This is a genomic window from Flavobacterium frigoritolerans (assembly GCF_025847275.1).
In the GTDB taxonomy this organism is placed as follows: domain Bacteria; phylum Bacteroidota; class Bacteroidia; order Flavobacteriales; family Flavobacteriaceae; genus Flavobacterium; species Flavobacterium frigoritolerans.
The window spans coordinates 423,693-437,866 of the sequence record NZ_JAOZEV010000001.1; the positions used below are offsets into that span (position 1 = coordinate 423,693).

Annotated in this window: 15 protein-coding genes and 1 tRNA gene; 8 read left to right on the forward strand and 8 right to left on the reverse strand. The window is 33.0% G+C overall.

Features of this window, described 5'->3' with window-relative positions; translation table 11 throughout:
* Window positions 1–34 precede the first annotated feature (34 nt).
* The 4 genes from dnaJ to hisS form a co-directional block, all read right to left on the reverse strand.
* The gene (dnaJ, locus tag OIU80_RS01830) at window positions 35–1,150 is read right to left on the reverse strand and encodes a molecular chaperone DnaJ (RefSeq protein ID WP_264285402.1); all 1,116 of its coding nucleotides are present in this window, start codon (window positions 1,148–1,150) and stop codon (window positions 35–37) included.
* A gap of 96 nt (window positions 1,151–1,246) precedes the next feature.
* Window positions 1,247–1,825 (reverse strand): nucleotide exchange factor GrpE, encoded by a 579-nt coding sequence (locus tag OIU80_RS01835; protein WP_264285403.1) that lies wholly within the window; start codon window positions 1,823–1,825, stop codon window positions 1,247–1,249.
* 385 nt (window positions 1,826–2,210) lie between these two features.
* Window positions 2,211–2,281: transfer RNA gene (locus tag OIU80_RS01840), tRNA-Trp, on the reverse strand.
* A gap of 306 nt (window positions 2,282–2,587) precedes the next feature.
* Window positions 2,588–3,961, reverse strand: coding sequence for a histidine--tRNA ligase (gene hisS, locus OIU80_RS01845; RefSeq protein ID WP_264285404.1), 1,374 nt, complete (start codon window positions 3,959–3,961; stop codon window positions 2,588–2,590).
* Between the two features lie 144 nt (window positions 3,962–4,105).
* Between hisS and OIU80_RS01850 the strand changes: the two genes are divergently transcribed.
* Window positions 4,106–5,350, forward strand: coding sequence for an ABC transporter permease (locus OIU80_RS01850; protein ID WP_264285405.1), 1,245 nt, complete (start codon window positions 4,106–4,108; stop codon window positions 5,348–5,350).
* Between the two features lie 274 nt (window positions 5,351–5,624).
* Here the strand turns inward: OIU80_RS01850 and prmC are convergent, their stop codons facing one another.
* From prmC to OIU80_RS01865, 3 genes are read right to left on the reverse strand one after another with little or no spacing between them, the layout of a single operon-like run.
* Entirely contained in the window at window positions 5,625–6,479 is an 855-nt protein-coding gene (prmC, locus tag OIU80_RS01855; RefSeq protein WP_264285406.1) for a peptide chain release factor N(5)-glutamine methyltransferase, read from the reverse strand.
* A gap of 29 nt (window positions 6,480–6,508) precedes the next feature.
* Window positions 6,509–7,318, reverse strand: coding sequence for a hypothetical protein (locus tag OIU80_RS01860; protein WP_264285407.1), 810 nt, complete (start codon window positions 7,316–7,318; stop codon window positions 6,509–6,511).
* A gap of 4 nt (window positions 7,319–7,322) precedes the next feature.
* Window positions 7,323–7,808: a GNAT family N-acetyltransferase gene (locus OIU80_RS01865; protein WP_264285408.1), complete on the reverse strand. Its 486-nt coding sequence runs from the start codon at window positions 7,806–7,808 to the stop codon at window positions 7,323–7,325.
* Window positions 7,809–8,109: 301 nt separating this feature from the next.
* Here OIU80_RS01865 and ribD point away from each other — a divergent pair, with 301 nt between their 5' ends.
* From ribD to OIU80_RS01880, 3 genes are read left to right on the forward strand one after another with little or no spacing between them, the layout of a single operon-like run.
* Window positions 8,110–9,165 (forward strand): bifunctional diaminohydroxyphosphoribosylaminopyrimidine deaminase/5-amino-6-(5-phosphoribosylamino)uracil reductase RibD, encoded by a 1,056-nt coding sequence (gene ribD, locus OIU80_RS01870; RefSeq protein WP_264285409.1) that lies wholly within the window; start codon window positions 8,110–8,112, stop codon window positions 9,163–9,165.
* Window positions 9,158–9,760, forward strand: a complete 603-nt coding sequence (locus tag OIU80_RS01875) for an HAD family hydrolase (RefSeq protein WP_264285410.1) — start codon at window positions 9,158–9,160, stop codon at window positions 9,758–9,760. The genes ribD and OIU80_RS01875 overlap by 8 nt, the downstream gene beginning before the upstream one ends.
* A 9-nt stretch (window positions 9,761–9,769) precedes the next feature.
* Window positions 9,770–10,402 carry an IMPACT family protein gene (locus OIU80_RS01880; RefSeq protein ID WP_264285411.1) on the forward strand — a complete coding sequence of 211 codons (633 nt, stop codon included), beginning with the start codon at window positions 9,770–9,772 and terminating at the stop codon, window positions 10,400–10,402.
* Window positions 10,403–10,426: 24 nt separating this feature from the next.
* Here OIU80_RS01880 and OIU80_RS01885 read toward each other — a convergent pair whose 3' ends face one another.
* Window positions 10,427–10,837, reverse strand: coding sequence for an acyl-CoA thioesterase (locus OIU80_RS01885; protein ID WP_264285412.1), 411 nt, complete (start codon window positions 10,835–10,837; stop codon window positions 10,427–10,429).
* A 186-nt stretch (window positions 10,838–11,023) separates the two neighbouring features.
* On the opposite strand from OIU80_RS01885, the gene dnaA reads away from it, so the two are divergent.
* Genes dnaA through OIU80_RS01905 form a run of 4 tightly spaced genes read left to right on the forward strand, consistent with a single transcriptional unit; the run spans window position 11,024 to window position 14,165 of the window.
* Window positions 11,024–12,451: a chromosomal replication initiator protein DnaA gene (dnaA, locus tag OIU80_RS01890; RefSeq protein ID WP_264285413.1), complete on the forward strand. Its 1,428-nt coding sequence runs from the start codon at window positions 11,024–11,026 to the stop codon at window positions 12,449–12,451.
* A gap of 7 nt (window positions 12,452–12,458) precedes the next feature.
* Window positions 12,459–12,926, forward strand: a complete 468-nt coding sequence (locus OIU80_RS01895; protein WP_264285414.1) for a low molecular weight protein-tyrosine-phosphatase — start codon at window positions 12,459–12,461, stop codon at window positions 12,924–12,926.
* 35 nt (window positions 12,927–12,961) lie between these two features.
* Window positions 12,962–13,684, forward strand: coding sequence for an SAM-dependent methyltransferase (locus OIU80_RS01900; RefSeq protein WP_264285415.1), 723 nt, complete (start codon window positions 12,962–12,964; stop codon window positions 13,682–13,684).
* A 22-nt stretch (window positions 13,685–13,706) separates the two neighbouring features.
* The gene (locus OIU80_RS01905) at window positions 13,707–14,165 is read left to right on the forward strand and encodes an energy transducer TonB (protein WP_264285416.1); all 459 of its coding nucleotides are present in this window, start codon (window positions 13,707–13,709) and stop codon (window positions 14,163–14,165) included.
* Window positions 14,166–14,174 lie beyond the last annotated feature (9 nt).

The window sequence follows — 14,174 nt, forward strand, 5'->3', positions numbered from 1 at the left end:
TAATTGTAACTTTTTATAAAAGATTAAGATGCACTTATGAAAACATATCTTTTACTTTTTCAAAAAATGATTTATCCGTTTTCTCAGGATTCGGAATAAAATGTTCGTCAGTTAAAGCATTTTCAAAAAATTGTTTTTGTTCTTTGCTTAATGTTTTTGGTGTCCAAACATTTACATGTACTAATAAATCTCCATTTCCGTATCCGTTGATACTTGGAATTCCTTTTCCTTTCAATCTCAGAATTTTTCCTGATTGAATTCCTTCTTCTAATTTAATTCGTACTTTTCCATTAATTGCTTCAATATCTTTTGAGATACCTAAAACAGCTTCTGGAAAACTTATATATAAATCGTAATGTAAATTTTCTCCTTCACGCTTCAGTAATTCGTGCTCAAGTTCTTCAATTGCAACAATTAAATCACCTGGTACGCTATTTCCTGGCGCATCATTTCCTTTACCAGAAACCTTTAACTGCATTCCATCAACAACTCCTGCAGGAATTTTGATTGATACAGTTTCATCTTCTTGAACCATTCCTTGCGAATCTGCATTGGCAGGTTTTTTATCTAAAATCTGACCAGAACCTCCACAACTTGGACAAGTCGAAGCTGATTGCATTCTACCTAAAATAGTATTAGTCACGCGCATTACCTGCCCTTGACCATTACATGTAGAACATGTTTTATAAGTAACCCCTTTGGCTTGAACCTTACGTTTTACTTTTACTTTTTTCTCCACACCATTTGCAATCTCCTCTAAAGTTAATTTAACTTTAATTCTAAGATTACTTCCTTTTGTACGACGAGGACCACCGCCTCCGCCGCCTCCGAAACCACCAAATCCGCCTCCGAAGATGTCGCCAAACTGACTGAATATGTCATCCATATTCATGCCACCATGTCCACCACCTCCAAAACCACCTGAACCATCAAAGGCTTGATGCCCGTATTGGTCGTATTTGGCTTTTTTATTAGGGTCGCTTAAAACTTCATATGCTTCTGCAGCCAATTTGAAGTTCTCTTCTGCCTCTTTATTATCCGGATTTTTATCTGGATGATATTTTAACGCACATTTACGGTACGCTTTTTTAATCTCAGCAGCATCCGCATTTTTTGAAATGCCTAATATTTCGTAAAAATCTTTTTTCATAATTGTTTAAATTCCAAAAAACAAAACCCAATAAATAACTCAATTCTGAAAATTCAAAACTATCTATTTGGGGTTTGGGATTTATAATTTGTTATTTTAGTTTCCAATAACCACTTTAGGATAACGAATAATTTTGTCTCCTAATTTGTATCCTTTTTCAAGTACATCAACAATTTTACCTTTCAGTTTATCCGAAGGTGCTGGTATTTGAGTAATTGCTTCAGCATAATCTGCATTAAATGCATCACCTGCTCTTACCTCTACCTGCTCCAATCCTTTAGATACCAATGTACTTTTTAGTTTATCATAGATTAACTCTACTCCTTTTGCCAAAAGCTCATCATCAGATTTATTGATTTCAATTAATGCTCTGTCAAAATCATCTAATACAGGAAGCATTGATAACAACACCTCTTGATTAGCGGTTTTAAACAAATCCATTCTTTCTTTTGAAGTTCTTTTTTTGTAATTTTCAAATTCAGCAAACAATCTCAAGAATTTATCTTTTTCTTTTGCTAAGTCTTGAGCTAATTGTTCTTCTACACTTAATTCCTCAATAATAATTTGTTCGCCATTGGCATTATTCTCTAACGTTACGTCATCTATTTCTTGATCGATTTCTGTATTCTCCGTAGTCATATTACTTTTATTTTTAAAAATATTCTTAAACTTCATTTTTTTATTCTTTTCTATGGATTGCAAAAGTACTGCCAAATCTTATAAAATGTCAAATTGTCACCTTTTGACAAATTTACATTTTATTCAACAGCTAATTAACACATTTAAAGCAATCATATTCTCAAAAAATTAATATAATTTTAAGAAAATTGCAATCTAGAATAAATACATTTGATATAATTACAAAAATTAATTATTACCTATCAAAATTGAATTTAAGGTTAGCTTCGGCTTTATAATAAATTATTAATTCAACTTTACCTTATATTAAAAAAAGCTTCGCCTATTTAAGACGAAGCTTTTTTTTATGCTTTTTACCTTTAACTCTACGAAAGCCTGTGATAAATAATTAATAACAGTTGTTATTTAATCTGTTTTATTGCACGGGCGGAGGGATTCGAACCCCCATCAACGGTTTTGGAGACCGCTATTCTACCCTTGAACTACGCCCGTAACTTAAGGCCGCAAATTAAACGCTTTTTTTTCTTTTCTACCAATTATTTCACGCAAATTTAAACCGATTTAAACTAATAAATACCAATAATTCATTAACACAATCACCTCCAAAGCTTTATGAAACCTACATTTTTCTTTCGAAACAAAAATTTTGCAGAATAACCGCAAAGATTACTAAGATTTTAAAGATATTGTTTTATAAAAACGCAAAGTTCGCAAAGCTTTGTGTTCATCTAGCTTTGCGAACTTTATATTTTATATGCGTGAAGTAAAATTAAATCTAACGGACTTTGCAGTTAAAAACTAATCTAACAAAGCCTTTTTTAACCCTTCTAAATCAACCGAAACTTGTTCGCCTGTTAGTAAATTCTTTAGTGAATATGAATTTGACTCTATTTCTTGTTCACCTACAATAACTGCAAAAGGAATTGCACGCTTATCAGCATGTTGAAACTGCTTTCCGACCTTTACATTTTCAGGATATAACTCTACTTTTATATTCTCTTTTCTTAGTTCCTGAATTGCTTTCAGTGCATAAAATGCTTCTTTATCACCATAATTTATAAACAAGGCTTTAGAAGTTGCAGCAACAGTTTCTGGAAACAATTGTAATTCTTCAAGTACCAAATAAATACGATCCAAGCCAAAAGAGATTCCAACACCGCTCATATTTTTCAATCCAAAAATACCAGTTAAATCGTCATATCTTCCGCCACCACCTATAGATCCCATGGCAACCGTTTTTGGCGCTCCAATTTCAAAAATTGCTCCTGTATAATAATTAAGTCCACGAGCAAGCGTAACATCTAAATCCAGAATTGCAGTAGACAAACCTAAATTTGAAACGTTATCACATATAAATCGTAATTCTTCCACACCTTTCATTCCTTCTTCTGAAGAAGATAATAAATCTGAAAGCTGATTAATTTTATCCGAAATAGTTCCTGTAAAACTAAATAATGGTTGCACTTTTACAAGCGCTTCTTCCGAAATTCCTTTCTCCATCATTTCTTTCTTCACACCATCTTCGCCTATTTTATCAAGCTTGTCCAGCGCTACTGTAAAATCTATTAATTTATCCGAAGCACCAATAACTTCAGCAATTCCAGATAATATTTTTCGATTGTTTATTTTAATTGTTACCCCATTTAACCCCAAAGAGGTAAAAACAGTGTCATACAATTGCACCAACTCCACTTCTTGCCATAATGATTTAGAACCAACTACATCGGCATCACATTGAAAAAACTCTCTAAAACGCCCTTTCTGCGGACGATCAGCACGCCAAACTGGCTGAATCTGATATCTTTTAAAAGGAAACTCAATTTCGTTTTGATGCTGCACCACATATCTCGCAAACGGAACAGTTAAGTCATAACGCAATGCTTTTTCAGAAATACTTGAAGTTAACTTTGTACTGTCTTTTGCCTCCAAATGCGCTTCATTTGCCTTAGACAAATAGTCACCCGAATTCAATATTTTAAAAATCAATCGATCTCCTTCTTCTCCGTATTTCCCCATTAAGGTTTCCGAATTCTCAAAAGATGGCGTTTCAATTGGTTGAAAACCAAATTTCTCGAAATTGGTTTTTATAATCTGAATAATATATTGACGTTTTGCCACCTCTGTTGGTGAAAAATCTCTGGTTCCTTTAGGAATACTAGGTTTTGATGCCATTTATCTTACTATTTAAAATTTTAGATTAATGATTTAAATTTCTCCTAATCATAAATCGAGTGCAAATATCTCACTTTTTAAAATAAATATTGACTCTTCTAAAACAAACTTGTAACAAAAATTGTATTTTCGTGACAAACTAGTATGATGCTAAAATTATTCAAAGAAAATATCCGAATTGCATTTGGTTCGATTCGAACTCAATTATTACGAACGATTCTTACCGTTTTAATTATCGCAATCGGCATCACTGCTTTAGTTGGAATCCTAACCGTAGTTTCTGCTTTAGAAAATACTATTTCCACCGATTTTGCTTCTATGGGAGCAAATACCTTCAACATTAATCAGTACGAAAACGAAGTTAGAAACCGTGGTGGCAACGAAAGAGAGGTCGTAAATCCTATTATTTCCTATCCCGAAGCTGTCGTCTTCAAAAACAAATTTAAATACCCGTTTAGCGAAACTTCGCTTTCATTTACAGCAACTTCTACCGCCGAAGTAAAATACCTCGCCACTAAAACCGATCCCGAAATTAAAGTTCTGGGTGTCGATGAGCATTTTATTAGGAACTCAGGTCTAGAAACTAGTATCGGAAGAACCTTCAATCAATTTGATATCGAAAACAACACCTATGTATGCGTATTAGGTTCCGATTTCATGAAAGGCCTATTAAAAGATGTAAATCCAATTGATAAAATCATATCCATACGTGGCGCGCGTTTTAAAGTTATTGGTGTACTTAAAGAAAAAGGATCCACATTTGGAAACAGTCAGGATTTACGCGTGCTAATTCCCATACAAGTAGCACGTTCCCTATTTACCGCTCCAAACATAAATTACACCATAAGCGTAATGGTTTCTAAAAAAGAATTACTGGATCAAGCCATCGACAACGCTACAAGTACCATGCGTCGTGTTCGAAAATTAAGTCCAATACGTGATAATAATTTTGGAGTAGTACGAAGCGATGATCTTATTAATCGAATCCTCAGTATCACACAATACCTTAGTTTGGCTTCATGGGCCATTAGCATTATTACCATATTAGGTTCATCAATCGCCTTAATGAATATCATGATTGTATCCGTAACAGAGCGTACGCGCGAAATCGGTGTTCGTAAAGCCTTAGGTGCTAAAAAGATAACTGTTGCCGTTCAGTTTTTTATCGAAACCTTACTCATCGGACAATTAGGCGGATTAGTCGGAATTATTCTAGGAATCTTAATTGGTTACGGAATTTCATCGGCCATGGATTTTATATTCGTAATTCCGTGGGTAGCAATCTTTGCAGCATTTGCCACAAGTTTTATTGTTGCTATAGTTTCCGGATTATATCCTGCTATAAAAGCATCCCAACTTGATCCTATCGAGGCTTTACGCTATGAGTAATCTTTCATAGTTGGCAATCGCAGCTACAACATAACTAAACTATTTTACCAAAAGAAAGTTTTTAGGAGCACAACTTAATAGTTTGATAACACGGACTGTCCCGCTTTACGTTCCAATCTTTTATCTTGAAAAAATATCAAGATAAAAGGATTTCCACTACAATCGGGGCTATTTTACAACTCCCATTTTCAAATCACGTTCTCATCCTACAAGGTTAAAAAAAACCTTGCAGGAAACTCCCATTTTATTTTTCACTTTTCACAAAACAAAAAACTTATTTAATGCAAAAAATCATCCTATCATTATCGTAGATATCCTTACGCAATTCGATGTTTTTAAAACCTAGATTTTCAAGCAATTCAACTGTCTCTTTTCCTAAATACTGGTTAATTTCAAAGTAAAGACTTCCGTTTTTTACCAAATTTTTCTGTGCCAATTCAGCTATTTTTCTGTAAAATATCAGCGCATCATTATCAGCCACAAAAAGCGCCAAATGAGGTTCGTTATCTAAGACATTTTTCTTTATTTCTTCTTTTTCTAAATTTCGAACATAAGGTGGATTCGAAACTATAATATCAAACTCTTGCATTAAATCTTCTGTTTCTAAAATATTTTGATGCAAAAAAGTAACCGAAACTTCGTTAGAAATCGCATTCCTTTTGGCTGTAGCCAAAGCTCCTTCTGAAACATCAATTGCAAAAACCTGAGCTTTAGTAAGGTTCTTAGCCAACGAAATTGCAACACAGCCGCTTCCTGTACCTATATCTAAAATTTTTAGATTTTTGTTTTTTTGAATTGCTAGATGATTAGATATAATCCACTCCACTAGTTCTTCTGTCTCTGGTCGTGGAATCAATACATTTGGATTTACCTCAAAATCCAATCCGTAGAAATTTGTCTTTCCTAACAAATATTGAATCGGAATTTCCTTTTTCAATTCAGCAACTAACATATTCCAATCTACAATTTCTTCCTCTAAAAAAGACAAATCCGGATTTAAAGCCAAATCTATTTGTTTGAGATTTCGTTTCTCTTCTAAAATTAAATAGAAAAAACTCTCCACTTCCAGAACATCATAAATCTCTGAAAGCTCTTGAATAAATTGCGTTCTATATTGTTTTATTTTCATTTTATATTTGTTGTTAAAAGCAGGTTTAATTAGCAATCAAATTGCACTGCAATTTCAGAAACTTTTTTTATCGCTTCTCCACTTTTTGCCTTTGATGAAAGAAACAAAATTACTCGTTCCTCTTCATAATCCCTATTGGCACTAAAAACAAAGTCTAATTTTCCGTCACCATCAATATCTCCTGCAAAAAGTAACACTACAAATGTATCGTTAAATGACTGTTCTGTTAAAAGTAATTTTTCGGTAGTATTCCCTGAGGTTAGGTAAAGCTTATAATTTTCGACCTTCTTAAAAACCTCTTCTTTATTATCATCCGTAGAAACCATTTCAGAAGAAAGCACTTTACCTTCGGCACGCAAAATATAATTTATATTATTAAATGTATAAGTTACTTTTTCGGTTGGCCATATTTTGTCTTTGTTAATTTTCAACGATTTTATTTTTCCTAATTTCAAACTAGGATAATCTATAAAAATGATTGATTTGTTTTTAGGAATAATTGATATTAAAGAATCTCCTGAACACTCATCGAATCCTTTTTCTATTTTAAAATCTGCATTCCCTAAATAGTACTCCCCATTCATTTCATATAAATCAATCCACGTTTTAGTTAAAGAAGCTGCAGGGTTTTCACCTTCATAACTTCGATAACTTCGTGGCAACAAAATATCAAAGTCATTTTTAAATTCTTCATCCGAAACTACTTCTTTTTCCTGGATAGAATCTTTCCCAACCGGTTTCTCACTAACCTCAATAGTTTTTTCTGTTTTTATTTCTTTAGCATCTTTACAAGAAAATAAGATTGAAATTAAAACAATTCCAACAACAATTTTTTTCATACACTTATATTTTTTTCAACATCCATATTGGGCATGAAGTATGACCTGTACACCCCATTGGAGCATCAAGATATTCAAAACCTGATTTTTTATATAATTTTTGAGCTGCATGCATAAAAGGCATCGTTTCGATATAACAATTTTCGAAACCAAAATCCTTAGCGCTTTCCAAACATTTTTCCATCATTTTACTCCCTATTCCTAAGCCACGGGTTTCTGGTAAGAAATACATTTTTTGCAATTCACAAATTGTTGATGCTTCATTCTCTAGAGGAGCAATTCCTACACATCCTACGATTTTATCATTATTTACGACCACATAATAAACCGACTTAGGCTTATTGTATTCTTCAAACATAAAATCTAAATACGCATCTTCGTATGCTGTTCCTACTTTTGGAATATTCAACTCATCAAAAACCGCTCTTATTAATTGTGCCACAGCCTGATTGTCTTCTTTTTTTATTTTTCTGATAATCCAATTTTCCATTTCTTCTTATTCTGTCTTACTTAAAGTACAAAAGTAAATATACTTTAACTCGTTGGATGCAATTCGTAAAAAAAAATCTAACAGATAAAAGCATCGATTTAAACTTACAATTATAAAGGATTCTAGAAAATCATAATCTTTTCATATGGTCTTATTATTTCAAGTGAAACCTCTTTTTTTTAAACTTCGTAAACTATGAATCTATACGTTAAAAAAATCATGTCCAATGGATTATATAATATTGCCGTTTTAGATAGTTTCAAAATTAAATCATAAACTCAAAAATAACTACTTTTGTATTGTGAATATACATGAAAAATACATAAAACGCTGCATTCAACTTGCCAAAAACGGCCTAGGAACTACCTATCCAAACCCAATGGTTGGTAGCGTAATCGTTTATAATGATACGATAATAGGAGAAGGCTGGCACAAAAAAGCCGGAGAACCTCATGCCGAAGTAAATGCAATAAACTCTGTGAAAGATAAATCGTTACTCAAAAAAGCAACTATTTACGTAAGTTTAGAACCCTGTAGTCATTTTGGAAAAACACCTCCTTGCTGTGATTTAATTATTGAAAATGAAATTCCGAATGTAGTTGTGGGAACAGTTGATCCAAACGAAAAGGTTGCGGGTAAAGGAATTAAAAAACTTCTTGAAGCTGGAAAAAAAGTCATCATTGGAGTTCTAGAAGATGAATGTAACGAACTAAACAAACGTTTTTTTACTTTTCATCAACAAAAAAGACCTTATATAATCTTAAAATGGGCAGAATCTAAAGACGGATTCCTTGCTCCCGAAAAAGACAACAATACTATTTCAAAAAGAGAACCTATCTGGATTACGAATATATACTCCAGACAGCTGGTACACAAATGGCGAAGTGAAGAACAAGCCATTTTAGTAGGAACTCAAACCGTTATCGACGACAACCCTAAATTAAATACTCGTGATTGGACTGGAAATAACCCTGTGCGTGTAGTTTTAGACCAGAACAATCGCATTCCTCAAGACAGTCATATTTTTAGCAATGATGTTAAAACTATCGTATTTACAAAATCCAAAATTGCCATTGAAAAAGAAAACCTTATCTTTGAAGTAATTGATTTTAAAGAAAATATAATCCCGCAAATACTTGCTGTTTTATACCAACATCAGATTCAATCAATTATTATTGAAGGCGGACTGCAAACTTTACAAACCTTTATTGATACCAATCTTTGGGATGAAGGTCGCTTTTTTGTTGGAAATACTTACTTTACAAAAGGCACCAAAGCTCCTGTAGTTACTGGCAAAAAATATAAACACACACACATTGGCAAAGACGAATTAATACAAGTTAGAAACCATGATTGACACTATTATTTTTGATTTTGGGGATATATTTATCAACCTAGACAAACAAGCTACAATTGATGGATTAAAAAAGCTCGGCCTATCAGAATGGAACCAAAATCTGGATCAATTGAACATTAAATTTGAAACTGGTAACATTACTGCCGAAGAATTTATATCAGGGTTCCAAAAAGAGATTCCTAATGCATCTGCAAAAGAAATCCTGAATGCATGGAACGCCGTCCTCTTAGATTTTCCATTATATCGGTTAGAGTTTCTTCAAATGCTTTCTGAAAAATATAGACTATTCTTATTAAGCAACACCGATTCAATTCATATTAAAACATTCGAGCATAAAACTGGCGTTTCCTTTTACAGTGATTTCTACCAATGTTTTGAAAAAGTCTATTTTTCATTCGAAATCGGAATGAGAAAACCAAATCACGAAGCCTATAACTACATTATAAACAAACACGAACTATCTCCAAAACGAACGTTGTTTGTTGACGACAAAATCGAAAATACCAATGCCGCAGCCGAACTAGGCCTTCAAGTATGGAACCTACAAGTAGGTAAAGAAGATGTCGTAGATTTATTTGACAAAAAAATAATTTAAAAAATAATATTGGAAATCAAAGACACCTACCAAACGATAGCTTCCCCTTCGGAAGAAGTCTTGTATAAAGAAAAGAGCAGCAAGTTTTTTGGCTATGCTTACCCAATAATATCCGAAGAAGAAGTTAAACCCATTATCGAAACTTTAAAGAAACAACATCCGAGTGCTGTACATTATTGCTATGCTTATCAATTAGGAATCGAACCTACTGTAAGCTACAGAGCCAATGACGATGGAGAACCAAGCAATACTGCAGGAATGCCTATTTATGGGCAAATACAATCTTTTGGCGTTACAAACGTTCTTATTGTTATTGTACGGATATATGGAGGAATCAAATTAGGCGTAGGAGGTTTAATCGCAGCGTACCGAACAACAGCCCAAATGGCGCTAGAAGTTTGTGAAATTATCGAAAAAACGATTGATGTACGCTTTTTAATTTCATTTGACTATAAAAACATGAATAAGGTAATGCGGGTAATTAAAGAAAAAAAACTTGAAATTATATCCCAAGAAATGGAAATAAACGAGGTTTCTGGCCTGCCAATTGGTAAAATAACGGTTCAAATACGCAAAAAAAATGCCGAAATAGTATTCGACATTTTTGATTCAATGTTTGAAATAGAGATAAAACCCTGCTAAAACCATCCTCATTTAAGGCTAATTTTAGCAATTATCGATGTTTTTAAGAAGGTCCAAAATATAGCTTGGAGGAGCCATTGGACGACCCGTTTTTAGAGACACAAATACCAAAATAAAGACAGCAGTTGTTAATAACTCATTTAATTCGTTATAGATTGCGCAATCAAATTCTATCTTGACAGATGTCTGACTTTTAAATGTTGTATGCACTGTTAATAATTCATCATATCGTGCTGATTTTTTATAATTAATATTCATAGAAACGATTGGCAAAGCAATTCCGCTTTCTTCCATACTTTTATAAGAAACTCCTTTGTTTCTAAGCCATTCGACGCGGCCAATTTCAAAATATGGAATATAATTACCATGATAAACGACTCCCATTTGATCCGTTTCTGAGTAACGAACACGCACTTGAGTTTGATGACTTTTCATTATTTATTTATTAAAAAAAATTACTTTTTAGAACCTGCCTTACAACATTATTTTAGAAAATTACCATCCAAAATATTTTTTTTTAACGAAATTTGTTCACATATTTGTTATCTTGAAAAATGACAAATATCCAACCTCGTTTTTATAAGACAATTATTATCAATACACATAAATTTAATTGAATCTATGACTAAAACTGCACAATCGGTATGGGAAAACTGTTTGTCTTTCATAAAAGACAACATTCAAGATCAGGCGTACAAAACTTGGTTTGAGCCAATCAAATCAGTTGAGCTAACCGACAACGCATTATATATTCAAGTCCCAAGTAAATTTTTCTATGAATGGTTGGAAGAACACTACGTTAAATTACTTAAAGTAGCTCTTACCAAAGAACTGGGAAAAAATGCAAAGTTACTCTATAAAATTAAAATGGAAAACACTTATGGCAATAAACAACCGTTTACGGAACAACTGCCAAGTGCCAATAGAGGCCCTATGAAACCTCAAGATGTTGACGCTCCATTTAAAAACTTAAATCCAGAATTAAAAAATCCTTTTGTAATTCCGGGAATACGTAACTTAAAAATTGAGTCTCAATTAAATCCAAATTATAGTTTTGACAATTTCCTTGAAGGAGATTCAAACCGCTTAGCTCGTTCTGCAGGTATGGCTGTTGCCAACAAACCTGGAGGAACATCATTTAATCCTTTATTGATATTTGGTGGCGTTGGTTTAGGTAAAACACACTTAGCTCACGCAATTGGAGTTGAAGTAAAAGACAAATATCCAGAAAAAACGGTTTTATATATTTCTGCCGAAATTTTCACACAACAATATATCGACTCGGTAAAAAAGAATAATCGTAATGATTTCATTCACTTTTACCAGTTAATCGATGTTTTAATTATTGACGACGTTCAGTTTTTATCTGGAAAATCAGGTACTCAGGACGTTTTCTTCCATATCTTTAATTATTTACATCAAAACGGAAAACAGGTAATTTTGACTTCTGACAAAGCTCCTGTAGATATGCAAGACATTGAACAACGTTTATTATCGCGTTTTAAATGGGGATTATCTGCCGAGTTACATCAGCCAGATTACGAAACAAGAATTTCTATCTTAAAAAATATTCTATATCGTGACGGAGTTGAAATTCCAGAAGATATTATCGAATATGTAGCACGTAACATTAAATCAAATGTACGAGAACTAGAAGGAGCAATTATTTCATTGATCGCACAATCTTCTTTCAACAAAAAAGAAGTAACGCTTGAATTGGCCAAAAGTGTAGTTGAAAAATTCGTTAAAAATGTAAAAAGAGAAATTTCTATTGATTATATTCAAAAAATTGTATCTGATTATTTCCAGCTAGACATAGAAACACTTCAATCTAAAACAAGAAAGAGGCACGTTGTTCAAGCAAGACAATTAGCTATGTTTTTTGCTAAGAAATTTACCAAAGCATCTTTAGCAAACATTGGCTCACAAATAGGTGATCGCGATCACGCAACCGTATTACACGCTTGTAAAACCGTTGATAACTTAGTTTCTACAGACAAACAATTCAAAAAATTTGTAGAAGACATCAATAAAAAATTAACGCTATAAACGCAACATGCCCGTAAAAATTTTAATGGTCTGTTTGGGTAATATTTGCAGATCACCGTTAGCCGAAGGCATATTAGCCTCTAAATTACCTAAAGATATATTTTTAGTTGATTCAGCCGGAACGGGTTCCTGGTATGTTGGCCGTAATCCAGACGAACGATCTATTGCAGTAGCAAAAAAAAACGGCCTAAATATCTCTAATCAGAAAGGAAGACAATTCAAAACTTCCGATTTTGACACCTTCGACTATATCTACGTCATGGACAGCTCCAATTATAATGACGTTATTGCATTGACAAAAAAACAAGAGCAAAAAGATAAAGTACAACTTATTCTGAACGAATTATTTCCTTCCGAAAATGTTGATGTTCCTGATCCTTATTATGGCATACCCAACGGCTTCAACTCTGTATACGAAATGCTAGACGAAGCTGCCGAAGTAATTGCTAAAAAACTAATAGCCAAACATCAATAATCAAATCTCGGTCTTATAAATTAAAAATCACACACATGAAATCAACTTCTTTATTAGGAAAACTTTATTTGATTCCGACAACCTTAGGTGAAAGTGACGCTATGGATGTTTTACCACAAACAATAAAGAGAAGCATTGATTTTATAGACCATTATATTGTAGAAAACGAGAAAACAGCACGAAAATCAATAAAAGCAGTTTCTCCTGAGAAAAAACAATCTGAGCTTATCCTTTTTACACTAAACAAACGCACCGAAAACAGCGAGCATTTAGACTTCATAAAACCTTTATTAGAAGGTAAAAATGTAGGGCTAATGAGCGAAGCAGGCTGCCCTGGTGTAGCTGACCCAGGAGCTGTAATTGTAAAATTAGCACATGAAAAAGGAATTCAGGTAGTACCACTTGTTGGACCTTCTTCTATTTTGTTAGCCATGATGGCTTCTGGAATGAACGGACAAAGCTTTACCTTCAACGGCTACTTACCTATTGATAAAGACGAAAAAAAATCAGCATTAAAGTATTTTGAAAAATTATCTCAGGATAAAAATCAATCTCAGCTTTTTATTGAGACTCCATATAGAAACAATAAATTAGTCGAAGATATTTTACAAATCTTAAATCCTGCAACGCATCTTTGTATTGCAACAGATATCACTTTGCCAACCGAGTTTATCAAAACAATGCGTATAGCCGATTGGAAAAAAATAAAGGTAGATTTACACAATCGACCTACGATTTTTATCATTCATAAAATGTAATCAAATCTTAAAACTATCGTCTATGAAGAAGTTCTTAATCCTTGTCTTGATTTGCTTTGTGCAAAATACATTTTCTCAAACAATAAAAGAAGGTGACAAACTTACCATAGATCCATCACCTACTATAAGTATCGATGATTCAATTCCTCCACAAGGAACTATTCCTAACGATGATTATCAAATTTACAACACAGCTGGCATAGAAGTAAAACCTGAATTTCCTGGTGGCTTAATCGGTTTTGATAGTTTTATAAAACAAAATTATATAAAACCGACAGATAAAGTAAAGGGCAAAATACATGTGACGTTTATAATAGAAAAAAATGGTTCATTAAGTGATATCAAAATTTTAAGAGATATTGGTCATGGAACCGGTGCTGAAGCTATTCGTGTTTTAAAAACATCTCCTAAATGGACTCCTGGAATACAAAATAACAAGCAAGTTAGAGTTCTTTATTCTCTTCCTATAACTGTAAATTAATAAATTACA

Coding starts and splice junctions, on each gene's coding strand:
- dnaJ (WP_264285402.1), bottom strand. CDS start 1,150: ATGAAAAAAGATTTTTACGAAATATTAGGCATTTCAAAAAATGCGGAT.
- OIU80_RS01835 (WP_264285403.1), bottom strand. CDS start 1,825: ATGAAGTTTAAGAATATTTTTAAAAATAAAAGTAATATGACTACGGAG.
- hisS (WP_264285404.1), bottom strand. CDS start 3,961: ATGGCATCAAAACCTAGTATTCCTAAAGGAACCAGAGATTTTTCACCA.
- OIU80_RS01850 (WP_264285405.1), top strand. CDS start 4,106: ATGATGCTAAAATTATTCAAAGAAAATATCCGAATTGCATTTGGTTCG.
- prmC (WP_264285406.1), bottom strand. CDS start 6,479: ATGAAAATAAAACAATATAGAACGCAATTTATTCAAGAGCTTTCAGAG.
- OIU80_RS01860 (WP_264285407.1), bottom strand. CDS start 7,318: ATGAAAAAAATTGTTGTTGGAATTGTTTTAATTTCAATCTTATTTTCT.
- OIU80_RS01865 (WP_264285408.1), bottom strand. CDS start 7,808: ATGGAAAATTGGATTATCAGAAAAATAAAAAAAGAAGACAATCAGGCT.
- OIU80_RS01875 (WP_264285410.1), top strand. CDS start 9,158: ATGATTGACACTATTATTTTTGATTTTGGGGATATATTTATCAACCTA.
- OIU80_RS01885 (WP_264285412.1), bottom strand. CDS start 10,837: ATGAAAAGTCATCAAACTCAAGTGCGTGTTCGTTACTCAGAAACGGAT.
- dnaA (WP_264285413.1), top strand. CDS start 11,024: ATGACTAAAACTGCACAATCGGTATGGGAAAACTGTTTGTCTTTCATA.
- OIU80_RS01895 (WP_264285414.1), top strand. CDS start 12,459: ATGCCCGTAAAAATTTTAATGGTCTGTTTGGGTAATATTTGCAGATCA.
- OIU80_RS01900 (WP_264285415.1), top strand. CDS start 12,962: ATGAAATCAACTTCTTTATTAGGAAAACTTTATTTGATTCCGACAACC.
- OIU80_RS01905 (WP_264285416.1), top strand. CDS start 13,707: ATGAAGAAGTTCTTAATCCTTGTCTTGATTTGCTTTGTGCAAAATACA.